At 30.1% G+C, this 24,373-nt stretch carries 22 protein-coding genes; 7 read left to right on the top strand and 15 right to left on the bottom strand.

All coding sequences use genetic code 11. The annotated features are described in order from the left end of the window. Positions 1-5: 5 nt before the first annotated feature. The 9 genes from OW730_RS20330 to OW730_RS20370 form a co-directional block, all read right to left on the bottom strand. The gene (locus tag OW730_RS20330) at positions 6-314 is read right to left on the bottom strand and encodes a V-type ATP synthase subunit F (protein WP_250859696.1); all 309 of its coding nucleotides are present in this window, start codon (positions 312-314) and stop codon (positions 6-8) included. After that, entirely contained in the window at positions 307-1,311 is a 1,005-nt protein-coding gene (locus OW730_RS20335; RefSeq protein ID WP_271225877.1) for a V-type ATP synthase subunit C, read from the bottom strand. The genes OW730_RS20330 and OW730_RS20335 overlap by 8 nt, the downstream gene beginning before the upstream one ends. A gap of 41 nt (positions 1,312-1,352) precedes the next feature. After that, on the bottom strand, positions 1,353-1,949 hold the full coding sequence (locus tag OW730_RS20340; protein WP_271225878.1) for a V-type ATP synthase subunit E: 597 nt from the start codon (positions 1,947-1,949) through the stop codon (positions 1,353-1,355). Positions 1,950-1,976: 27 nt separating this feature from the next. Then, positions 1,977-2,477 (bottom strand): V-type ATP synthase subunit K, encoded by a 501-nt coding sequence (locus tag OW730_RS20345; protein WP_271225879.1) that lies wholly within the window; start codon positions 2,475-2,477, stop codon positions 1,977-1,979. Between the two features lie 30 nt (positions 2,478-2,507). After that, a complete protein-coding gene (locus tag OW730_RS20350; RefSeq protein WP_271225880.1) occupies positions 2,508-4,490 on the bottom strand; it encodes a V-type ATP synthase subunit I in 1,983 nt (660 codons plus the stop codon). Continuing rightward, the gene (locus tag OW730_RS20355; RefSeq protein ID WP_271225881.1) at positions 4,477-4,797 is read right to left on the bottom strand and encodes an ATPase; all 321 of its coding nucleotides are present in this window, start codon (positions 4,795-4,797) and stop codon (positions 4,477-4,479) included. Before OW730_RS20355 ends, OW730_RS20350 begins: the two co-directional genes overlap by 14 nt. A gap of 324 nt (positions 4,798-5,121) precedes the next feature. Next, positions 5,122-6,831, bottom strand: coding sequence for a B12-binding domain-containing radical SAM protein (locus OW730_RS20360; RefSeq protein WP_271225882.1), 1,710 nt, complete (start codon positions 6,829-6,831; stop codon positions 5,122-5,124). Beyond that, positions 6,828-7,544, bottom strand: coding sequence for a zinc dependent phospholipase C family protein (locus OW730_RS20365; RefSeq protein WP_271225883.1), 717 nt, complete (start codon positions 7,542-7,544; stop codon positions 6,828-6,830). Before OW730_RS20365 ends, OW730_RS20360 begins: the two co-directional genes overlap by 4 nt. Before the next feature lie 169 nt (positions 7,545-7,713). Next, a complete protein-coding gene (locus OW730_RS20370) occupies positions 7,714-8,274 on the bottom strand; it encodes a metal-iron-binding protein (protein ID WP_271225884.1) in 561 nt (186 codons plus the stop codon). A 144-nt stretch (positions 8,275-8,418) separates the two neighbouring features. Between OW730_RS20370 and spoVB the strand changes: the two genes are divergently transcribed. From spoVB to OW730_RS20385, 3 genes are all read left to right on the top strand, one after another. Then, positions 8,419-9,924, top strand: a complete 1,506-nt coding sequence (gene spoVB, locus OW730_RS20375; RefSeq protein WP_271225885.1) for a stage V sporulation protein B — start codon at positions 8,419-8,421, stop codon at positions 9,922-9,924. A gap of 220 nt (positions 9,925-10,144) precedes the next feature. Then, on the top strand, positions 10,145-10,579 hold the full coding sequence (locus OW730_RS20380) for an Imm26 family immunity protein (RefSeq protein WP_271225886.1): 435 nt from the start codon (positions 10,145-10,147) through the stop codon (positions 10,577-10,579). A gap of 350 nt (positions 10,580-10,929) precedes the next feature. After that, positions 10,930-11,508 (top strand): DUF3267 domain-containing protein, encoded by a 579-nt coding sequence (locus OW730_RS20385; RefSeq protein WP_271225887.1) that lies wholly within the window; start codon positions 10,930-10,932, stop codon positions 11,506-11,508. Positions 11,509-11,651: 143 nt separating this feature from the next. Here the strand turns inward: OW730_RS20385 and ispG are convergent, their stop codons facing one another. Beyond that, positions 11,652-12,701, bottom strand: coding sequence for a flavodoxin-dependent (E)-4-hydroxy-3-methylbut-2-enyl-diphosphate synthase (gene ispG, locus OW730_RS20390; protein WP_271225888.1), 1,050 nt, complete (start codon positions 12,699-12,701; stop codon positions 11,652-11,654). Between the two features lie 128 nt (positions 12,702-12,829). Here ispG and OW730_RS20395 point away from each other — a divergent pair, with 128 nt between their 5' ends. The 3 genes from OW730_RS20395 (at position 12,830) to uppS (ending at position 15,480) form a co-directional block, all read left to right on the top strand. Next, on the top strand, positions 12,830-13,705 hold the full coding sequence (locus OW730_RS20395) for a LysR family transcriptional regulator (protein WP_271225889.1): 876 nt from the start codon (positions 12,830-12,832) through the stop codon (positions 13,703-13,705). A gap of 135 nt (positions 13,706-13,840) precedes the next feature. Next, positions 13,841-14,686 carry a 4-hydroxy-3-methylbut-2-enyl diphosphate reductase gene (gene ispH / locus OW730_RS20400; protein WP_271225890.1) on the top strand — a complete coding sequence of 282 codons (846 nt, stop codon included), beginning with the start codon at positions 13,841-13,843 and terminating at the stop codon, positions 14,684-14,686. A 74-nt stretch (positions 14,687-14,760) separates the two neighbouring features. Continuing rightward, positions 14,761-15,480, top strand: a complete 720-nt coding sequence (gene uppS / locus OW730_RS20405) for a polyprenyl diphosphate synthase (RefSeq protein WP_271225891.1) — start codon at positions 14,761-14,763, stop codon at positions 15,478-15,480. 226 nt (positions 15,481-15,706) lie between these two features. On the opposite strand, the gene OW730_RS20410 is transcribed toward uppS, so the two are convergent. From OW730_RS20410 to OW730_RS20430, 5 genes are all read right to left on the bottom strand, one after another. Continuing rightward, a complete protein-coding gene (locus tag OW730_RS20410; protein WP_271225892.1) occupies positions 15,707-16,405 on the bottom strand; it encodes an HAD family hydrolase in 699 nt (232 codons plus the stop codon). A gap of 185 nt (positions 16,406-16,590) precedes the next feature. Next, positions 16,591-18,186 carry a putative polysaccharide biosynthesis protein gene (locus OW730_RS20415; RefSeq protein ID WP_271225893.1) on the bottom strand — a complete coding sequence of 532 codons (1,596 nt, stop codon included), beginning with the start codon at positions 18,184-18,186 and terminating at the stop codon, positions 16,591-16,593. Positions 18,187-18,195: 9 nt separating this feature from the next. Beyond that, positions 18,196-19,167, bottom strand: coding sequence for an RluA family pseudouridine synthase (locus OW730_RS20420; RefSeq protein ID WP_271225894.1), 972 nt, complete (start codon positions 19,165-19,167; stop codon positions 18,196-18,198). A 107-nt stretch (positions 19,168-19,274) separates the two neighbouring features. Beyond that, complete coding sequence (locus tag OW730_RS20425; protein ID WP_271225895.1) at positions 19,275-20,462, bottom strand: M20 metallopeptidase family protein; 1,188 nt, start codon at positions 20,460-20,462, stop codon at positions 19,275-19,277. A 305-nt stretch (positions 20,463-20,767) separates the two neighbouring features. Continuing rightward, positions 20,768-22,801, bottom strand: coding sequence for a cell division protein FtsA (locus OW730_RS20430; protein WP_271225896.1), 2,034 nt, complete (start codon positions 22,799-22,801; stop codon positions 20,768-20,770). A 297-nt stretch (positions 22,802-23,098) separates the two neighbouring features. Here OW730_RS20430 and OW730_RS20435 point away from each other — a divergent pair, with 297 nt between their 5' ends. Then, positions 23,099-24,340 (top strand): D-alanyl-D-alanine carboxypeptidase family protein, encoded by a 1,242-nt coding sequence (locus tag OW730_RS20435; protein ID WP_271225897.1) that lies wholly within the window; start codon positions 23,099-23,101, stop codon positions 24,338-24,340. The last annotated feature ends 33 nt before the right edge of the window (positions 24,341-24,373 follow it).

A 24,373-nucleotide genomic window follows, 5' to 3' on the forward strand; every position in this document is an offset into this window, starting at 1 on the left:
CCTTTCTATAGAATATTAACTCCTACTGCTTTTTCTACATTATCGCTAATTCTTTTCATTCCAATATTAAGTGAACCTTGATTACTTGGAATCAATATAACGGCAGGAAGCATTGTTTTATCATATCTTTCAATAGTGTCTGGTATTTCTGCTGCAACTTGTTCAGTTACAAAAATAATTCCGTATTTATCTCTAGCCAGTCTATCTATTGTTTTTCTACTTTCTTCTGCTCCTACTACAGGGTAAACCTCTATCCCAATAGCTTTAAATGCTAAAATAGAATCTTTATCCCCTACAACTCCGATCTTATACATAAATATCACGCAGCCTTCCTTTAATCAAATCTGGCTCAATCTTATTAAGTTTACCAACCATTATAGTTCTAATAGCCTTCAATTCACTTTCTTTACCAAATATATATGCTATGATTGGTTCACTTCCAAAGCTCACATATTTTGCATCTTTCATCTTATTCATAATAAAATTGTCTCTTAACATTTCAAGTGTACTTAACTTACCACTCTTAGAAAGTTCTTCAACACCTTCTCTTACTAGATCATAATAATCAGTATGAGCTATTCTTGATGCAAAATTCTCAGCTGAATCATTGTAATATTCATTATAAATATCCAAATCAATATATCCATTATCTAGTAGCGCGAACTCTAAAAATACCTTTTCTTTTTTCTGCTTTTTTATTCTGAAGAAAGTAGTAATATTCGTAGCGTCTATACTCATTTTTACATATTTCTCAATGAATGAATCCCCTATTTCTTTTGACATTTCATACATATCTATGTACATATATCTATCCATTATCATGTCTACACGTTGAGGATCTGAATATTTTTCATAATCGCTTAAACTCTCTTCAATTCCAGTTCTTATTCTACCTTTTATATCATAAAAATCTCCATTATCCAAAGCATTCTTTAATTGTTCAATGCTATATACACCGATTGGTATTAGTATTGCATCTAAATCTTTATTTAAGAACTTAGCTTTAAGCAATGTTTTAATATTATGATAATCATATCTAACGCCCATAATATCGATTATTCTTCTATCTGGAGAAACTTTATACATCTCTTTGTATACCTTTTTAAGTTCTTCACCCAGCATAGATTCATAATCTTCAGTACGCTCTAATTTAGATATATACTGACCATATACTGTTTCAGCTAGAATTTTCATGGCTTCGTCACCAGTTGAACTCTCAATCATTCTGTTAAGTTTTCCCTCATCTAAAAGATTAAGTTCCAATGCTCTTATATGAGATACAGCTTGAATGAACATTGTGTTATCAATCACAGGTTTTCACCTCTTTCAACTTTTTTCTTTTTCAAAGCCATTTAGAATAGGATTTCAAGAATTTCACATTCAAGTTCTTCTCTTAAATTCTCAACTATTGATTGGAATGACCAGTTAAGTTCTATTCCATTTTTAGTGATTATAAATCCACCTTTAAGATTCCTATCCTCTTTGCAAACTTTAAGTTCACCTTTTTTACCATTTGATTTAAGCTTTTCATTTATATCTTCTAAATGTTCTTTTTCAAAAACTTCTTTAATATCATTGCTTAGTATGATTTCTTCATCACCAGCAATATTTATTTCACTTAAAATTCTCTTAACGAATTCTATTTTTCTTTCACTATCTAAAAGATTTAATTCCGTCACTGCTTTTTCAAAAACCTTATCTAGCATACCTTGCTTAGCTTCAAGTTTTTCATTTCTAATCTTTAACTTTGCATTAGAAATAACTCTTTCTTTTCTAAGGTCTGCTTCTCTTTTAGCTTTTTCAAGAATTAACTCTTTCTCTTTGTTTCCTTTTTTCTCCATGGATGAGATAAGCTTTATTTTTTCTTCTTCGGCTTCTTTATAAATTCTATCAGCCTCGATTTTAGCTTCCTCAACAATTTTATTTGTTAACTTCTCTAAATTAGCCATATTCTTCACCCTAACTTTTTATTTTGATTAAACAGCAATACCCATTAACGCTAACATAGATACAACGAATGCTAGTAAGGCATAAGTCTCAACCATAACTGAAAGGATGATTCCTTTAGTAGAATGCTCTGGCTTCTTAGCTAAGATTTGCATACCTGCAGCAGCAACCTTACCTTGAGAAATTGCTGATTTCCATCCTGCGATAGCTATTGGTAAACATGCCATTAATATTAAAAATCCTTGTTGAATATCTAAATCTAATTTTAATCCACCTAAAACTCCAACTTTTATGAATACTAAGAATGCGATAACGAATCCATATATTCCTTGAGTACCTGGTAATAATTCTAAGATAAGAGCTTTACCGAACTTATCTGGATCTTCTGTAATAACACCTGATGCCGCTTGCCCAACTATACCTATTCCTCTAGCTGATCCTACACCTGTTAATCCTACTGCTAAACCTGCTCCTAGTAATGCTAAGATGATTCCACCGTATTGCACTAAAAATGTTGTAAAGTTTTCCATTATTGTTTCCTCCATTCAATTATAAACTGATTATTTTTCACTAATCTCATAATATTTCTTTTCTGCTTCTAAAGGCTTAAACTTATTTCCGCCACCTTCGTAAAACTTATTAAAGAACTCTAGATACTGCAATCTTGAAGTGTGTACGTATGTTCCAAGTGCATTAATACCAAAGTTAAATAAGTGCAATGGTACAAATAGAAGTAATATTAGCACAAGTTTCAATGCAAAGTTTAATCCTGTATTTCCAACTAATGCAACAATACTGTTAAATGCCATTGAAATACTTCCAGTAGCAAGTCCTAATGCCATAAGTCTTGAGTATGAAACTATATCTCCAATATATCCTGTTATTCCATAAAGTCCATACACTCCTCCACCGATTTTTCCACCGATAGATTCTGCATCTCTTCCTTGAGTTAATAATAATCCGCCAAGTCCTGCAATTGATAGTATCATTCCTATTGTTGGACTGAAGCCAGCTAACCATAAAATCAACCCTGTTACAGCTGCGTACCATGTACAAACATCACAAAGAATATCAAAATATTTACCTTCTCTAAACAATAAGTATGCTTTCATGAATAAACCTATATAAACATGAATTATACCAAATACAATAGAAATTATTAAAATTTCTGTTACTTGTTTTTGAGAGTCTAGTAATGGATTACTGAAGTAACTTAATAATCCAGTTTCGCTTCCTAAATATTGAGCAGTTAAGATATCTCCAAAGAATGCTCCATATACTAATCCCCAAATTATTGTTGATATTCCAAGATATAAAAACAATTTCATAAAGTTCTTGGTCTTTTTATCTAAATTGAATTTTGCAATTACAATTCCAGTACCAATAACCATAAGTGCTCCATAACCTGCATCTGATAACATCATTCCAAAGAAGATTATATAGAAGAATGATAGTACAGGGGTTGGATCAACCTCTTTATAATTTGGTAAACTGTACATCTCAGTAATACTATGAAATGCTTCAGTAAACCCATTTCCTTTAAGTTTGATTGGAATATTCTCTTCGTCTTGAGCCTCATTCAACTCTATATAATAATACTCTCCACAAACATCCTTAATCCCTTTTTCAAACTTTTCTTTACCATCTTCAGTAACCCATCCATTCATAATTACAACATTATCACTCTTACTAAAGTTTGAATAACACTGTAACTTTCTTAGCTCTGCTGAAAGGAATTCATATGCAAGTCTAAGATCCTCTTTGTGAGTACTGTATTTCTTAATTTCTTCAATAGCTTTAATTCTTTCACTTCTGATTTCTTTAATTCTTTTTTTGTGACTTGAAACTTCATCAGAAGGTTTCTTGCTAAATTTTATATTTACTTTACTAAATGAATTAGAAATAAAAATTTCATCTAAAATTTCTTTATTTTGTTTTAAGCCTGATACTAATACTTTACATCCATCTTTATCAGCACTTATTTCTTCTAAGTAAAATTCTTTTTCACTTTCTTCAAGTGCCTTTTTAAAAGATTCCATGTTTTTAAGTGGTATCGTTCCAATCTCAACAATACAAGCATTTAAGTTTTTAATTTCGTCAAGCCCTATGTCAAGATTTGACCAAGGAGCCAATGCTTCAATTTCTCCTAAAAGCTTATTTTCTTCATTCCCTAGGAGGTTCAACTCTCTATCAAGCTCTTTTAAAACTTTGATATACTCTTCATGCTTTAGTTTTAAATAACTTTTTTCCAAGTTCTCATATGTAAGAGATTTTTTACCCTCTTTCATAGCCTTCAAACCTTTTTCTTCAGGTGAATGCTCATTAAGTAACTTTAATGCGAAATTTACATCTGATATCTTATCATTGATACCATTTATTTCTAGTGAGCTATCATCAGCCTTAAGGAATTCTGATTCTTCAGCTTTATGAAGATTAAAGTCCAAAAATTGAACTTCTTCAAGCTTTTGAAACTTATCAAGCAATGCTTTCTTAGAAGATTGAAGCGCAAATAAGTTGAATTTAAACATTTTAACTATTGCCATTAATATTCACAACCTTCTTTTTAATAAGTTCTACAGCGCTTTCAATTTTTTTCTCATCGATATGTAGTATTTCTTGAACCTCTACCTTACCATTTTCAAAAATAGGCGCTGCCTCTTGCTCTCCAGATTTGATAGCTTCTTCAATCAATTCATTTTTTTCTGAATTCGCAGATTTCACTATACTTTCATACTTATCTTTTGAGAGTTTCTCTGCTTCTTTTAAAATTTCCTTTTTTCTAGATATAGCATTCTCAACTAGAGTTTTTGCTTTATCCTCACTAACTTTAATTTGATTAATCGCCTCCATTGCCAATTTATCACCACCTTCTTTAAAGTTATTAAAATGCTTTATTTTTTATTAAATTTTAAATTATGCCTTAATATAATACTCAATACTTGTAATATAATAACATTTAACTATTATTACTTTAACAATATTGTTTTATGTAGTAATGATTACAATATCTATTATACTTGCATTTTTACCGATAATCAAGTTAAATTTGTACAAGTTGTAATATATTTTAACAATCCCCTTTCCTGATTCAAAATTCAGGAAATTTTCTAAAAATTAAACACATGTTTTAGCGTTCTTGCAAAGCCTTAATGATAAGCACAGCTTACGCTGTGCCTATATAATACCTTCCTTTTTCAAACCCTTTGTTATATCAATAATTTCATTGTTCTTAATATCATAAAGCAAGTAACTTTCTTTCTCTACAATTTTCCCATTATGAATAAATGACAGTATGTCAATTTCATATTTCTCTATAGTTATCGAATTTCTGTCTATATCAGGATAATTATTTTTAACATACTCTTTACTTTCATTCATGAATTTTTTATCATTTAATCGGTTTAGGAACTCTGGTATATGTCTCTTCTTGTTAAATAATAAATAATCATATTTAACAATTTCTTTCAGAATATACATTTTTTCCTTAACTATATTATCGTTAAATTCCAAGAATACCTTATAATAATCTTTACTACTAATATTTCGGTTGAAATATCCTTGATTTTCAAAGAACATACCTAACTCGTAATAGAAATCAAATGGCGTTTCAAATTTATCCTCAAAAAACTTGATTATGTTTTCAAATTTTCCACTGTTGTAATATTTGTTTACCATGGCTTCTATCTTCTTTAGTTTTAGCAATTCTCTGTAGGATATGTGTTTTGTTTGTAAAATTTCATAAGGTTGATACGGTGAATATTTCATTTCCCATTTTTCAGCTTCTTCTCTCAACGGTGATCCTTTAATTAATTTCAGAAAACCTAACTGTATTTCATCAGGTCTAATATCATAAACATCATTGAAGGACCTCTTAAATGTTTCAAAATCTTCTCCTGGCAGACCAGCAATCAAATCTAAATGCTGCATGATATTGCCACAAGCTTTCACCTTTCTTACATTATCAGCTATTTGAGAAAACTCTGCTACTCTATTAATATTTTTAAGAACAGCAATATCAGTTGATTGCACTCCTACCTCGAACTGGAATCTATCTTTTGGAGCTTTTTTTAGTATTTCAATATCCTCATCTTTTAAAAGATCTGCTGATATTTCAAAATGAAACTTAGTATCAGTATCTAACTCACTAAGATATGTCCACAATTCTCTAGAAAACACTCTATCACTATTAAATGTTCTATCAACAAATTTAACTAAATGTACTCCTTTATCACATAAATATTTAAGTTCTTTCTTTACCCTCTCCACATTAAGAAATCTAAGTTTTTTTAATGTAGCTGATAAACAATACTTACAATTAAATGGGCATCCTCTTGAAGCTTCGTAATAAACAATTTTATGTTGAAGGTCATCATCATCACTATATGGAAATACAATTTTATTCATATCCATTGCATCTCTTGGACCATTGTAAATAATTTCCCCATTATTTTTTTTATGATAAAGACCCTTAATTTCATCTATTTTCATTTCACCTTTTAAGTGTAAAAAGAATTCTCTGAAAGTTTCCTCACCTTCACCCTCAATTAAAAATTCTCCTGGATTGTTCTTAAAGAAGTTTTCACTTTCATATGAAACTTCAGGACCTCCATAGAGAATTTTAATATTTTCATCTACAGCTTTAATTAACCTAGATAATGCTCTTACATATTCACCATTCCATATGTAAGTTGAAAACACAACCAAATCTGGTTCTTCTGTAATAATATCTTCAAGAATTTTTTCTTTTCTCTCATTAATTGTGAATTCCCTTATATCACATGTTAGATTTTCTCCAATTATATCTTTAACATATGCCTTTAAATACCTTATAGCCAAGTTACTGTGTACATATTGTGAGTTAATTCCACACAATAAAACCTTCATATTTTTCCCTCTTTTCTTATGTTCTCATTATAAAATTTTATCATCAATCCAGCAGTTGAACTCTGAGATCTTTTGATAATTTTTCTACCAATAAAATGATATCTCTCATCTTCATTTCTAATTTTTCTACTTGCAATATAAGTTTTATAAGAAAAGTCAACGTTATTAAAGAGATAACTCTCAACTTTATCATACTCTAAAGCTTCTCTAGTAACTAACTTAATTCCTCGTTTAGCAAAGTTTTTAATAATCCATTGTTCAAAGCTTCTATGTTTTAAAAGAAGTTTATTTAAAATGTGATGAGGTACTGTTGAATCGTGAAGAAGATGAAAAGCTGCCCCAAGATAAAACATACTTTTTTTATAATCTTTTTGCTCCATCCTTTTAACTGATTCATTATAATATTCACTAAATAAACCATATGCATCATTGAAGCCGAAAAGACCCCTTCTTTTTTTATGATGAAAAAAATGATTTATACTTTTAAAATCTTGGTCAGCCCAAACTACTCCACTATTGACATATTGCTTATATTCATCAAACCACGAATACTCATTATGATAACCTAAAACTTTTAATTCTTCTAAAGCTCCATTATTTATCATTATATGAACCAAACAAGGTGTATCTACAATACGCTTTTTTAAAGGATTAACACCTCTTAAAACAGACTTTATCACACCACTGTATGCTCTTCCAACTATCTTTTTCATGTTTACCTCTTTCCAATACACTCATATATTTCAATATATTAAAGATCAGGTTGTATTGAAACAACTAACTCTTCACTTTTAATATTCCTCATATGAAATAAATTAATGTACCTTAGAAAGAAAATGACTCAATAAAGAACAGATATCAAAGAACAGATAATAAATTAGGTTATTCAGTCATATGAATATGATCTTCTTCAATCTCCATAAATGCCTTTAGCACTTCTTTTACAATGCTATTCTCTGAATTAACTACACCTTTATTATAAAAACTAACGGCATGTTTTTCTCTAGTATTTGCTTCTCTTATAAAATCTTCATCGTTTTTTAATCTACTATAATCAATTTTTCTTAATTCTGGCTTTTCTTTAATTCCAGCAATTTTCATATGAACTTTAGCATGAATATATTCAATATTCCCTAATTCCTTGAACATAAGCTTATTTTCTTCTTTAACAGCTCTTCTTGAAGCTTCCATATAGAAATCTCCATTAAAAATTTCTAGTTTAGTAGCATGATCTAGAATTTTTAATTCCTCATCTGTTAACTTAACACCAACTGTTGTATAAATTTCATCCCTATCCTCACAGAAATATCTCTTATGAGCACCACAAAAAGGACAGTACAATAAATGCTCTTCACTATTAACTTCTGGTAATGCATTATTATTAATAGCAAAATTTTTTTCATTTATAGCCATTCCACAAACTTTACAGAAACCTTTTTTCATAAGCCCCTCCATAAAAATATCTATAACTATTCTCTAAATCATTTTACCATAGTATGTAAGTTATAAAAAGTAATAATGTTATAGCATATATTTATATATACCCTACATAAACATTAATATATCACTTTTATTTATGGAGGTAAGATGACAAAGGACACTTTTTATAAAAATTCCATATTATTAACTATGACAAACCTTCTTACGGGAGTTCTTAAATTTGTTTTTGCAATTTTTCTTTCAAGGAAGTTAGGTCCCGAAGGTATGGGCTTATACGGACTAATTATGCCTATATACGATTTATTCTGTTGCATCATCAATGGTGGTATGATTACAGCTATGTCCAAAGAATGCGCTGCATATGCCGCAGATAATGACTACAGAAACATCAATAAAACCGTACATACAGCACTACTGTTTGAGGTCTTTTGGTCAGTAGTGATGGCTGGAGTATTAGTACTTAGTTCAAGATTCATCAGTATTCATATTTTAAAAGACGTAAGAGCAATTGAATCATTAAGATTTATAAGTATCGCGGTAATATTTGTTGCAGTTGGTTCTATTCTTAAAGGATATTATTTTGGAACAGCAAAAGCAGAGGTTCCTGCTGTAATTGATATAGTAGAAAAAACCATAAGAATCATTGCTGTAACTTCTATCATAACAATACTAGCAATAACAAGCGTGGAGAAAGCAGTAACAGCCACCTACGCCTCACTTGCCATTGGAGAAGTAGTGAGTTTTACCTTTTTATTTTTATTCTATTCCCTAGTCTCGAAAAGACGGCGTAAAGGAAAAGGGGCTCGTGTAGAATCAGCTCCTCAGATTCTGTTTAACATATGGGCAATTGCATTACCTTTAAGTATAAATGGTTTCTTAACCACAGCAATAGCAGGTTTTTCAAAACTAATGATTCCTATGAGATTAACATCTGCAGGCTTTAGTCACGGTGAAGCCCTTGCCCTAATCGGTAAGTTTTCAGAAATGGCAATGACAATAGTATTCTTTCCAATGATTGTAATAATGTCTATTTCAATTGTTTTGATACCTGACCTCTCAAGAAGCGCAGCTGAAAAAAATTATTACAAAATGGAACATAGAGTAAAAGAAGTTCTAACTCTAGGGTTCCTTTTAGGTGTTTGTATACTTCTTATATCTATAACAATGCCAGATAGCTTAACCTACTTGTTATTTAAAAGAACAGACCTTTCAAAATATCTAATTCTTGCAGCAGTAGGTGCTCCATTAATGTATGTTAGCATGACAACTTACGGTATACTAAATGGTTTTGGAAAGCAAAAAATAGTTTTAAAGAACTCCATAATAACAGCTTTACTTCAGCTGATTCTATGTTTCGCACTCATAGGAATAGAGTGGATCAACATTTACGGTTATGGTATAGCAATGGTCATATCTTCAATAGTAGGATTAATACTGAATATGAAAGAGATTCAAAAACATATCTATATAGGAATAAATGTTGGAAATCTACTTATCTATCTAGCAGTAGCAGTTTTAGCATTCTACCTAATTAAAGTGATGCTCCTTGTTATTCCTAACTCTATGGGTGGATTTAAGATACCTTTCATTTGTCTCGCAGGAATATTTATATTCTTCTTTGGATGCTATAAATTAAAGAAAAAAGATTATTAGCAAAAGCACGCTTAGACGTGCTTTTGTTAATGTAAAATGTATAATGATGGATGTTTCTATGTTCGCAGAACCTACATTTTATTGTTTTTTTAATATATAAAGTTAAATAAATTAATCTTGAGAAAAAATTATGTAGGTTACTTGATTTGTGATAACCTACGTTGTATTATAAATATACAATTTTGTATAAATCATGAAACCAAGGGAGATTAAATAAAGAATGACCGTAAAAAGAAGAAAAAATTATAAAATTGGAAATGTATATGCTATCCCTCTTCCTAATGGAAAATATGCTTTTGGTAGAGCTTTTGAAGATGCTGGTTTTGGGGTATATACTCATATAGGTACTCATATGGATGATTTGCCTGAATCTGAAGAGTATCAATTTATTGTTGGAATAAGCAGATGGTCTTTAAAATTATGGACCATAGTTGATCATCGTCCTTTTAAAACAGAAGAAGAAAAGTGGCCCCCTCCAACTTATATTTTAGATAGCATATCTGGAGAATATTCAATATACCATAAAGGTGAAACTACACCCGCTACAAGAGAAGAGTGCATTGGCATGGATGTTACAGCTGTTTATGATGATTGTCATATCATAGATAGAATTATGGGAACAGGTAAATGGCCTGTAGAAATATTACAACCATAATTCTAAATTATTAGGGTGGATATTTCTGTCTACATAGAAATATCTATCTTATTTTTATTTAAACATAAAATTTTCTCCCACCTATGTTGAAGGGTATTTTATCACTTCATATCTATCATTAATACTTAGCAGAATTTCTAAATATTATTTATGTATTTTAAAAGTTTAAATCGATGTTTTTAAAAACAAATAAGCGGTTTTAAAATAGTTCTTATTGAAATATTTTTACATAATACCTATAATTTACTAAAAAGTTAAATATGCAAAAGTCCCTTTAATTTTTAATCATCAAAAATCAAAAAACACCTCTAATTATAATACCAAACTAATTTCGTAAAGGAGAGAAAGATATGAAATTGAAATGGAAAGGCAGATTAACTGAATCAAACACTTTTCCTACAACAGAAGTACCTTCAAACTCAGTTCAATTCTTAGAACCAAAATCAAAATTAGAAAGCTATATCGCTATAGTTCCCATCCTTTTTTTTGCAATTGGTTGTTTTTATGTTAAGTCTAATTTCTTAGGAGAACTTAAATTAAATCTGCATGGTTTTATAATAGGTCTATTACTTACTATTCCATTCTTAATAATACATGAATTGTTACATGCAGTTCTCTTCCCTCCAAAATCTACAGTAGAGATTTTTTACTCTACTTATGGGTTAAGCGTTGTAACTTGTGAGCCAATACCTAAATTACGTTATATTTTTTCACTTTTACTCCCTGCTTTACTTCTTGGAGTTATCCCTCTACTAATTTGGATTTTTATCCCAACAAACAATGCCACCCTCAATTCTCTTTGGTTTATTCTCTGTATCGGTAACTTAGGGAGCACAACAGCGGATTTGAGTAATTTGTTTCATGCTTTAAAAGAAATGCCAAAAGGCTCCGTACTCCAAATATCTGGTTTGAAGTGTTACTACTATTAAGTCTAGAGTTTTATCTCTCTTTTTTAAGATACCGTTGATAGTTTTCCAATAAAAATAATTTTAACCTTCATCCAGTCATGCATAATCCTTTTGATATAACTTCAACGACTTTCTAAAAAAGAGAGATATATGTCATTAATCATTTATAGTCTTTCTATTTCTTTCATCAGTTCTTCTAGTAAATCATCTTCCGCAACCTTTTTTATTACTTTTCCTTTTTTAAATATTAACCCTTCACCATTACCACCAGCAATCCCAATATCAGCTTCTCTTGCTTCTCCTGGCCCATTAACTGCACACCCCATTATAGCTACCTTAATATTTTTTTGATAGTTTCCTAATCTTTTTTCAACTTCTTCAGCAATTTTTATAATATTTATCTGGGTTCTTCCACATGTAGGGCATGATATCAACTTAACACCACCTTCTATATACCCTAAAGATTTTAGAATTTCACCACCTACCTTAACTTCATCTAATGGTTCACCTGTAAGTGAAACTCTTATAGTATCCCCAATACCCTCTGCCAAAAGTGTTCCTATACCGATGCTTGATTTAATAGTTCCACTCCAACAAGTTCCCGCTTCCGTGACTCCTAGATGAAGTGGATAATTTACTTTTTCAGAAATCAATCTGTTACTTTCAATCATATCCATTACATTAGAGGATTTTATGGAAATACATATATCATAAAAGTTTAAACTTTCTAAAATTCTTACATGTTTCAGAGCACTTTCAACTAAAGCTTTAGGACAAGTTTTTTTATACTTTTCTAGAATATCCTTTTCTAGTGAACCTGAATTTACTCCAATTCTAATTGGTATACCTTTATCTTTTGCAGCTTCTACAACCTTTTTTATTCTGTCTAAGCTTCCAATATTCCCTGGATTAATTCTTAATGCATCAACTCCACTTTCTATAGATTTAAGAGCTAATTTATAATCAAAATGTATATCCGCTACTAAAGGAATATGAATATATTTTTTTATTTTCTTCAAAGCTTCTGCAGCTGCCATATTAGGTACAGCACACCTTATAATGTCACAACCTGCCTTTTCTAACTTAAGAATTTGTTTTACAGTAGCCTCTACATCACTAGTATCTGTATTAGTCATAGATTGCACAGTGATTCTTGAATCTCCTCCAACATACATGTTTCCTACTTTTATTTTTCTTGTAATTTTTCTATTCATCAATTATCCCCCTGCCAATTCTTTTATTTATTTGAATTTATTTATAGTATACTAAAGGAGTTTTAATTTTAAAAACGAATTATATAGATAGTAATAATCGAAATAATTGATAATCAGAGGAGGTATTTATGAATATTGAATCAATTGAAACTTTTGTACTTCTTGCGAAAACAGGGAATTTTACTAAAACTGCTGAAATGCAATATGTAGTTCAATCAACAATCTCAAATAGAATAAATGAATTAGAAAGATACGTAGGAAAAGAATTATTTTATAGAAACAACAGAAATGTTGAGCTTACCGATGCTGGAAAGGCATTTTTACCCTATGCAAAACGAATTCTTGTATTTAAAAAAGATGGAATAATTAAAGCAAGATCCACTGGGAAATACGAAGATAGATTATCAATTGGCGTTGTAGATTCAATTTATAAGGGTATTTTATCATCTGTAATAAAAGAGTATTTTAATAAATTTTCAAATATAGCTGTAAAACTTAAAGTTAATGATTCTGAAGAGATCATAAGACTCTTAGGAGAAGAAATATTAGATGTTGGATTCATATACACTAACCCTAAATTGAATAAATTTAAAGTTATAGACTATTATGAAGATGAGATAATATTGGTAACAAGCAATAAAAACAATACTCATATAAAAAAAGAAATAACCTCAAGTGATTTATTAGAAGTTCCTTTGCTTTATGCGGATTTAGGGTCTGAATTTTTTAAGTGGTTAAGTGAAGTCATTGGGGATAGTCCATTATTAAAACTTTCAGTTGATAGGATTTCTTATGTTGTTGATTTTGTTAAAGAAGGCTTTGGATATGCTTTTGTTACTAAATCATTTGTAGAAAAAGAATTATTTAATAAGGAATTAATTAAAATTAACTTAAAAAATTTAAATCCACCTTCAAAAAAAGTATACATGGTTGTTAATGAAAGTAAAATGAATTCAATTGCTATTAAAAATTGGGTAGCTATGTTGAATGATAGATTAAGATAAGACTCTCTTTAAGAATTCATTATCGAAATTACAAATCAATACTATTAATTTTATTCGTTATTAAAATTATCTATTCTCAGCTATAATAAATATTAAATTATAGCAATGTAAAATTACTTAAAAGCAGGTGATATTATGAGAAAGATAGTGCTAGCTGAAAAATCTGGTTTTTGTTTTGGAGTTAATAGATCCTATGAAACAGCTATAGAAAAGTCAAATAATAGAGATTATAGAACCTATACATTAGGTCCCCTTATACATAATGAAGATTTTATAAGGCACCTAAAAGAAAAAGGGGTAGAACCTGTTGAATTTGATGATATAAAAAAATTAGAAAAGAGTGATGAAATTATCATTAGATCTCATGGAGTACCTGAAGAAATTGAACTCATACTTGAAGAAAAATTTAATAATGTGATTAATTGCACATGCCCCTTTGTAAAGAGAGTTCAAAATAAAGCTCGTGAATACTATGAAAAAGATTATCAAATTATTATAGTTGGTGATAAAAATCATCCAGAGATTATTGGAGTAAATGGGTGGTGTAATAATTCTGCTTTTATCACAAGATATACAAGAGACATACACACCTTTGATAAAAACATCTGTATCCTTTCTCAAACTACAGAAAAAAAAGATGTTTGGGATAAAATTGTTAAAACAGTTAAACAATTAAACAAAAACAAAGAAGTTGTAGCTATTAATACAATATGTAATGCCACTAAGGAAAGACAACTGTCAGCCAAGAAGTTAGCACAAAATACTCCCGCTGTAATCGTAATAGGAGGAAAAACTAGCTCTAATACAAAAAAACTCTACGATATATGCAAAACTCATTGTTCAAATACACAACTTGTTTCTACAGTAGCTGATATACAACTGGAACTTTTAAAAGATATTAACACCGTAGGAGTTATAGCTGGCGCATCAACCCCTAAATGGCTCATAGAAGATATAGTTGTTTTTTTAAAGATATCATAAAAAAGTTTTTCAAAAGCTAAAGTCTCTTATTTCAATAAAAACTACTAATCATTATAGAAATGAGGTTTAAAATAATGACTAATGTAATTGAAGATATACTTGAAACTGAAGGTATTAGAATACCGAAGCATATTGGAATAATTTGTGATGGCAATGGACGATGGGCCCAAAATAGAGGTTTACCTCGCAGTTTAGGGCATAAAGCTGGAACAAAGCCAATTGAAACTATTACAAATTTGTGTTTTAAATTAGGTGTTGAAACGCTCACTTTTTACGTATTTTCTTCAGAAAACTGGAAACGCTCAGGGGATGAAGTTATTTTTTTGATGAAGCTTTTTTCGGACTTTTTTATAAAACTACGCAATGAAGCTGGAAATAATATTAAAGTTAAACATATTGGTGTTTTTAACAATCTACCTAATACATTGATAACTGAAATAAAAGAAACAGAAATTTCTACAAAGAATAATTCTGGAATGGTACTGAATATTGCACTAAATTATGGAGGACGTTTAGAAATAACAAACTCTCTAAAAAAGATAGTAAATGATATAAATGCAGGAAATATAACTATTGATAAAATAAACGAGGATTTAATTAGTGATTATTTATTCACTTCTGGATTACAGGATGTAGATTTAATTATAAGAACAAGCGGAGAAATGAGAACAAGTAATTTCATGATATGGCAGTCTACAAACGCACAGTTATGGTTTACAAAGGATCATTGGCCTGATTTTAAACCTCACCATTTGAAAGAATCAATTAAGCACTATAATAGAAAAAATATATAAAGGAATCAAGTAATAGCTCTCTTTTTTAAAATAATGTTGAAGTTATTTTTTTCCATATACCTCTAGTATTTTTTCAACATTATTCTAAAAAAGAGAAATATGTACCTTTTATTAACACTAAGTAGAAGCTTGTATTTTTTCAACATTTTCTTAAAAAAGAGAACTATCTTCCCTGCATTATACTCATATACTCTATTAAATGAATATAGTCTGAGCAATAAGTTTTCTAAATTTCAAAATGAGTATTTAATATTTCCTTTAATTCTTCAAAACTGCAGCAATGAAAATCAGCTTTAGTTTCATCATTATTTATTCCATTGTGACTGATTTTTATTGCATGCATACCTGCATTTTTTGCACCCTGTATATCATATTTTTCAGAATCCCCAATATAAATACAATATTCTGGTTCTACTTTGTACTTATGAATAAGATGTTCAAAGGCTTCTTTATCAGGTTTATATTTTCCAATTTCACAGCACACAACTATATCATCAAAGTATTTAGTTAATCCAGTGTTTTCAATCCTTTTTTTCTGTTCATCTAAATTATATGAGTTGGTTAAGATAGCCAATTTTACTTTACCATGTAAATATTTCATAAATTCTTCAACTCCATTATGACAATAAGAAGTATTAAGAAAATATTCTCCATAAGTATATAAATATCTTTCTTCCCATGGAATGTTGAAATACTTCAAAGTATTAACCAACCTATACTTGTGTATGTTATCAGGTGATTCAGTTCCTTCATCTAATTTCTTGTAAAATCCCAATAGGTTTTCTACTGATATATCTATAAATTTTTCATTATCCAATTCCTCAGGTATCAATTTATGTACCTCCATAAGACTCTCAATATCAGCTTTAAGATAATCCACCATTGTATTATCAAAATCTAAGAATATTGCTTTTATGGCATTCATTTCATCCCACCCTTAACAGTTTAGTATATAACTTTATTATACAAAAGATTCATGCACAGTATAAGTCTGGAATTTATTGGTGAAATATGGTATAATTAAGTTAGGGGAACAAAACACATATATGCAACAAAAGCACGCTAATAGCGTGCTTTTGTTGTTTCATTTATTTTAAAGTTTTCTACCTATTATAAAAATCTCTTTGGAACCAATCTTTTAATCTTGTTCGGCATTGCATCAAATTCATCTTTAGACAACCCACCAATTATTAAGAACACTCCACCGTAAGTTACTGCTCCTATAATAATTGAAATAACTACCGCCAATGCATTTGATATATAATTACCTAACACCATTGAAAATACCATATACAGTAGCTTGTTAATTCCAAATACTACAGCACCCATTATTCCTGCTGAAATTAAAGGTTTAACTGCACTGCTGATAATCTTCACTTTTCCATCTATAGTCTTGTTAATGGAAATTGTACTTAATATTACAATTAATAAATAACCCATCCCATTTCCAATTAAAACACCTATGTAGTCAAATTGAACTATAGTAAAATAATTAATAGCTAATTTTAATACTAATGCAGATACTGAAATAACTGTTATGGTATATAGTTTGTTTATCCCTTGCATTATAGCTGTTTGAATTTGAATAATACTCATTAATAATAATATTCCTGATCCATAAATCAACAATTCTGCTACTCCACTGCTGTTATATTTTAATAACTTACAAATAGGATACGCCAACACGCTAAGTCCAACAGCACATGGTATTGTTACTATAAAACAAAGTTTGATAGAAAAATCAATTCTGTTCTTAAGTCTTTCTTTGTAACCTTTAGCCATAAGAGCCGCAACAGATGGCAATACAGCTACGGCTAATGCCATAGCCAATGCTATAGGTACATTAATAAGAGAATTATAACGGAATATAAAACCATTACTAACCTCAATAGCCTTCTCAGTAAACCCAATACTACTTAACCTCATTTCAAGAATCTTAGGGTCCAAAATCAAACCTAATCCTTGAAGAGACATACAAAATGTTATGGGAGCAGCTTGTGCTATTATCTTCTTAATTAGTATTTTATCTTCTGTATTATCAGTTTTTATTTCATCAAGTTTGCTTCTTCTATAGTATATTATCATAATTAATATTGCTAATAATGCCCCTACTACTGTTCCTGTTGTTGCCCCAGCAACACCAAAAATTAATCCTTTACTGTTCAATAATAAGGCTGCAACAGTTAAGCTAATAAACACGTTAGCAAACTGTTCAAATATTTGAGATATCCCTGTGGGAGTCATATACTTCTGCCCTTGGAAATATCCTTTATAAGAACTTAATACAGCAGTTATAAATACTGCTGGCGATAATACCTTAACTGCTAAAGATATCTTGGGATATCCCATCCACTCAGCAAAAACATTACTACCAAAAAACATTATTATAGATAGCAATCCACCAAATATAATCAATAATTTTCTTGATAGAAGGAATATCCTGTGAGCTCGGTTTTCATTACCCAATTCAATTTCTTCTGATACAAGCTTTGATATAGAATTAGGTAATCCACTGTTAGCTATCATATAAAAATATACAAATATTCCGTAAGTGGCACCGTATAATCCCATACCATCCTTCTCTATGATTCCATTTAACAATGGCTGATAAACTACAGACAATAATTTTGAAAGAATGCCAGCAATAGATAAAATGGCGAATCCCCCAACAATACTTTGTTTTTTTATGCTACCCCTGTTATCCATATTAACTCCTTAGAAACGCATTACATCCTTCTTAATAGTTTTAAATATTGGAGGTAAAGCAGCTGTAATCGTCTTATTATTTAAATATGAAAGCTCTTTTCCTTCCTCTACATTGAATTTATACTTATATGCATAAAGATATTGGAACTTCAATGCGAATTTATTATCAAAAAACTCATTTACCTCTTTAATACCGTATTTTCTATCACCAACTATTGAATGTCCTAGTTCTTTTAAATGTGCTCTTATTTGATGACTTCTTCCAGTAATAAGTTTTATCTCTATAAGAGAATGTACTCCTACACTCTCAAGAAGTTTAACTTCCATTGATATCTTCTTGCTGTCCTCAACTTCTTTTTTATAAACCTTTGAGATATTCTTATCTTCATTCTTCTTTATATAACCTTCATATAATCCATCTTTAATTCTTCCATTTATAAGTGCAAGATAATACTTATCAATCTGCTTTTCTCTAATAAGCTCATTCATTTCTTGCATTGCTGTAAATGTCTTTCCAAATATTACTCCACCTGAAGTATTTCTATCCAATCTGTTACATGGAGCTGGTTTGAATGTTACCTCTTCCTCTGGTCTGTAATCACCTTTTTGATCAAGATAAGATAAAACATGATCTGTAAGTGTTGGGATTCCAGAATCATCACTTGAGTGAGTTAACACACCTGGCCATTTTTCAACAATAAGAATATTCTTATCCTCATAAATCTTCTTTAATTTATCCTTATCAACTTTTATATGTTCACTTTTTCCTACCTTCTTAGCTGTTTCAGAGGTAACGTATTTAGCAGTAAATACATCTCCTTCACATAATATATAGTTTTCTTTAGCTTTTTTCTCATTGATTCTAATGTCACCTTTTCTAAGTGCTTTATATAGCCTACTCATAGGAACATCTTTAAATAATTTTCTAGAAAATTTATCTAGTCTTTGTCCTGCCTCGTTCTTACCTATTTCAATTCTCATAATTTTCCTCCGTTAGTATAGAATGACTTAAATTTTGTTACCTATCTAATTTTAAACAGCTACGTTTCAAAGCTTTTTAGAATTGGATAGGGTTACAAAATTTCATTCTATATTATATTTTCGTTCAAGAATTCATATGCAGCTCTGCATTGAATTGCAACTCCTAACTCTAAGCAACTCTCATCTATATCAAATTTACAGTTATGAGCTGGATGTATTATTCCCTTTTCTTCATTTCTACTTCCAAGGAAATAAAACACACTTGGTCTTTCATTAGCAAAGTACGCAAAACTCTCCACACCCATATTAGGATGTTTTTTTATTAAAACATTATCCTGACCAATTATATCATTTGCACAGCCAATAAGCAATTGTACCATATCATCATTGTTAATTAAACATGGGTAGCTCTCAAAAATCTCAACCTCTGCTTCCCCTCTCATTGTCTTAGCTATTCCTTCTGCAACTTCTTTAACTCTATTTTTAACATATTCTCTGTGTTCATTTGAAAGTGTTCTAATAATACCCTCAAATTCAACACTGCCTGGAATAACATTGGCTGTTGTTCCTCCTGTTATCTTTCCAACTGAAATAACACAAGGTTCTGTAGGAGATGTCTCCCTGCTCACAATATCCTGAAGAGCAATTATTATGTTTGAAGTTATAACAACAGGGTCTATTGTGCCATGTGGTCTTGCTCCATGACCACCTTTTCCTTTAACAGTAATCTTAAATGGATTAGATGCAGCCATAGCCGCTCCATAATTGACTCTTATCTTTCCTACCTCACATTCTTCATCTACATGCAATCCAATTACAGCCTGAACATTTTCAAGAACTCCCTCTTCAATCATAACTCTTGACCCACCAACAGTTTCCTCAGCAGGTTCAAATATTAATTTAATACATCCCTTTAATTCATCTTTATGTTCATTTAATATCTTAGCAGCTCCAAGAAGTACAGCAGTATGCCCATCATGTCCACAAGCATGCATGCATCCCTCGTGTTTTGATTTAAAAGGAACTCCACTATCCTCTTCTATAGGAAGCGCATCCATATCACCTCTTAAAGCAATACATTTTTCCTTCTCTAGTTCTTTGTTTATCCATGCACATATTCCAGTCTCAGCCATTGTTACATAAGAAATACCCCATTCTTCCAAGTATGATGCTACCTTATTCTGAGTTTTATTCAACCCAAAACCGATTTCTGGAATCTCATGAAGCTCTCTTCGTATGTTTACAGTAAGCTCTCTTATATTTTCTGCTTCTTTTTTAAAATCTATTTTATTCAATGATTTCACCCACCTTTTATAAAGCACGCGCTGCGTGCGTATAAAAACAAATGTATAATTGATAATGTATAATTGATAATGATTGATGTTTCTGCATACGCAGAAACTACATTTAATTGTTCTTTAGCATAAAAAGTTTTTACTCATTTTATCTGTGATAAAATATTGTATTTATATTACAAGGTTTCATTACAAATGAAACGAGTAAACCCTTATTGTTCCATGAACAATATTATTAAAATTTCTCGGAGAGAAATGTCAATCATTATACATTCTCCATTATACATTATACATTTTCTTTAAGCTTATTCCCAAAATATCTTAATCTCATCCCCATTAGAAAGTTGATCATAATATCCAGCATTTTTCCCATTAAGGGTCATTCTAAGATTTCCTTTTGGAGTTGAAAGATCAAATTTTATATAGTTAAATACATCTACAAAAATATATTTTTCTTTTCCAATCATCCTATATTGTTCTTCATTTACAATAACAGTAATTTCATTTTCTTCTTTTTCAGTATTTAACGTAGTTTCTTCCTTTAAAGCTTCTTTATTATCTTCTTTATCTTCTGAACTTTCACAAGCAACCGCTTCAAACACGTCTATAGTATTGATTCTTTCCCCTTCTCCTACTATATAATCCTCATTTAGTGTTTTTCCTTCTGATTGTATTTCAATATCTTTATTAATCCCAAATGCTCTTCTTATATTCGCTATACTGCATTCATCAATAACCTGAACTTCATCTCCATCTTTAATTAATGAATCCAAGTTTCCTGCCTCTTCGTTTATGAGTATCTCTGGTTCATAATTTTTAAATTCATCATTAAGATAAAATGATGTTGTATTTACAAGCTTAATATAATCACTAACTTTTGGTGCTGCATCCTCTCCATCTACAGAATATTCTAATGAAATTTCATCACCATCTTTAATTACTGTATCTAAACTACCTATTAAATTATTAACAGAAATCACTGATTCTTTTGGCATTCCCCCAAAAGCAACTCTTTGTCTTCCATTAAATACGAATTTAATATTCTTGCCTTTCTTACCGATAAGATTCATAGGATTAATACCTGCTTGAAGTAAAACATCCATAACAGTGTGATTATAGCAATTAAATAATGATATAACCTCACCATTCAAAGTTATATTTATAAAATCATGACCTGAATTTTTTACAGCCATAAGTGCTATTCCAAGAACAGTTACACCTGTACTTCCTAAGGAATCATCAGCCCCCTCACATTCAACAACAGCTTCTCTTCCTTTAACTGCAATTCTTTGTGGAACTAAATTTAACTTAGCTGTTATTTCCTCTTTTAATCCTGGAGTGTGCGCTCCTCCTCCTACAAGGAATATTGCATTTGGAGCTTTACCTCCATTTAACTCAATAATTTTTGAACATATTCCTTCACTAATTTTCTCAACAAGAGGACTTATCAATTTTGTAACATCATCTTTAGTAACAGAGTTCTCAAACCCCATGATATCTATATATGTAACACTCTCCTGATTTAAAAGTCCACATTTTATTTTCTCAGCAGTATTAAAATCAGTTAAGTAACTCTGAGCAATCACTTCAGTAACCTCATCTCCAGCCATAGGAACCATACCGTAAGCTACAACACTATCCTTTGAACAAATAGCAATATCTGAAGTTCCTGCCCCTATATCAACAAGTCCAATATTAAGTAATCTTAAATTTTTAGGAACAGCAGCTTCCATTGCAGCAATTGGTTCAAGGGTCATATTCATAACCTCAAGTTCCAGCTTATTTACAACAGTATATAAAGACTCCACCACTGACCTTGGAAGAAATGTAGCTATTACCTCACAGCTAATTTTTTCCCCTTTATGTCCTAAAAGATTACTTATTAGATACCCGTTTAAATAAAAGTTTTTCACACTATATCCAACACAATAGAGTCTTCCACCTGAGCTTTCAGTTATTCCTTCTTCAGCTTCCTTAACAGCTGTCATCTCTAAACTTTTTATAATCTCTTTTGTTATCTCTTTATCACCTTCAACCTCTAACTCACTTTTTACCTCAGTGGTCTTTAAAAGTCTACCTGCTGCTGCAACTGCAACTTTAGTAAGTTTAAATCCAAGGGTACTTTCTAATTTTTCTTTAACCTTTTGAACTCCCTCTTTAACCAGTTCAATATCATGTATCTGACCATCTACCATCGCTCTATCTTCATGCTCTATTATTTCCTCACAAATAACAGAAAATTTCTTATCTCTCATAACCCCAACTGTACCAATTACAGTTCTAGTTCCAATATCTAAAGAGAATATAACATCCTTAGGGTTCACATTAACAACACTCATTTATCTCCCTACCTTCTTATCAGTTCTCGTCTAAATAGATTATATATTATTATCGAAATATATTTCAATTTCTTTCTTATCTAAATAATATATTTCTCAAAATCCATACATTTCTTCTATTATACTACACTTATTCTATGTAATTTCATGTATAAATCAAAAATATCAACTATTCTTTTTCCTCCTATTATATTAATTTACAACATTATCCTTATGCCTTATAATTAACATAGATAAATATTTCAAATATTTAATACATATATAAGAAAAAATTTAATATTGTTTTGGGGGGATTTTGTGAAAAGCTTTAAAAAGACATTATTAATGATGCTTACTATTTTGATTTTAAGTGCAAATATAGTATTAGCAGATGAAACAACTAATGAAACTTTAAATTTATCAGTATCTTCAGCAATTTCTTATGATATGGAAACAGATGAGATAATTTACACCTTAAATATTGATAAAAAGATTTATGCAGCTTCTATAACTAAAGTAATGACTGCTTTACTTTTAGCAGAGAATATGGAAAAAACAGATATGTTAGTTTATACAGAATCAGCAGCTAAACAACCAGCGTATTCCTACAGAGAAAACGTTCAATATATTGCAATCGGGGATAAAATACGTGCTGATTATGTTATGGACATGCTTCTATTATATTCTGCAAATGATATAGCATATGTTATAGCTGATAATGTTGCAGGAAACACAGAAAATTTTATGAAAATGATGAATGATAAAGCTATTGAGTTAGGAATGAAAAATACCCATTATGAAACTGCTAATGGATTAGATAAAGATTATCCTGAACATGTAACAACAGCCTATGATTTAATGAGGTTATTTAAAGCAGCCTATGAAAACCCATGGGTCAGAGAATCAATGAATAAGGAAAAGAGCATTGTAAAATCATTAAATACACCTAGCAGAACCTTAACTAATAGAAACAAAAACTTAAATAAAGCTGGTTGTATTGGTGGTAAAACAGGATATACTGACAGGGCTGGAAGATGTCTCGGTGCTATATATGAAAGAAATGGTAGAAAAATCATCAGTATTGTATTAAATTCAAAAAACCTTTTTGAAGACGTAGAAAAACTAGCTGACTATAGTTACAGTGCTAAAAAAGTACTGTATATTCCAAAGGGTGGGATCCTAAAAACTATTGAACAGCCCTATAAGCCAGTACCTTTATTAGACGTATCATTAATGGCTGAAATTCCAATCTACCTTAAAGAAGATTTAAAATACTACAAAAATGACATAGCACCTGAACTTACTTATAATGATTCAGATGTTGATGTATGGAGATTAAATAACAATACTCCATTTACTTCAGTAACTTTAACTTTAAGAGATTATTCATGTGAATATGATGCTTTTACCGATATCACAATTAAAGAAATTTTAAAAGCTGATTTTAAGGAGATAATTAATCAAATACTTCCTAAAAGCAATGATGAAAAAAATTCAATTGATAACTGGATAGATAATCCAAATAATAATATTTCCAGTTCATTCTTTTTCATTAATTAAAACAAAAATTAGGGCAAACACTGATATTCAGTT

It is taken from the genome of Oceanirhabdus sp. W0125-5 (assembly GCF_027938815.1).
In the GTDB taxonomy this organism is placed as follows: Bacteria; Bacillota; Clostridia; order Clostridiales; family Clostridiaceae; genus Oceanirhabdus.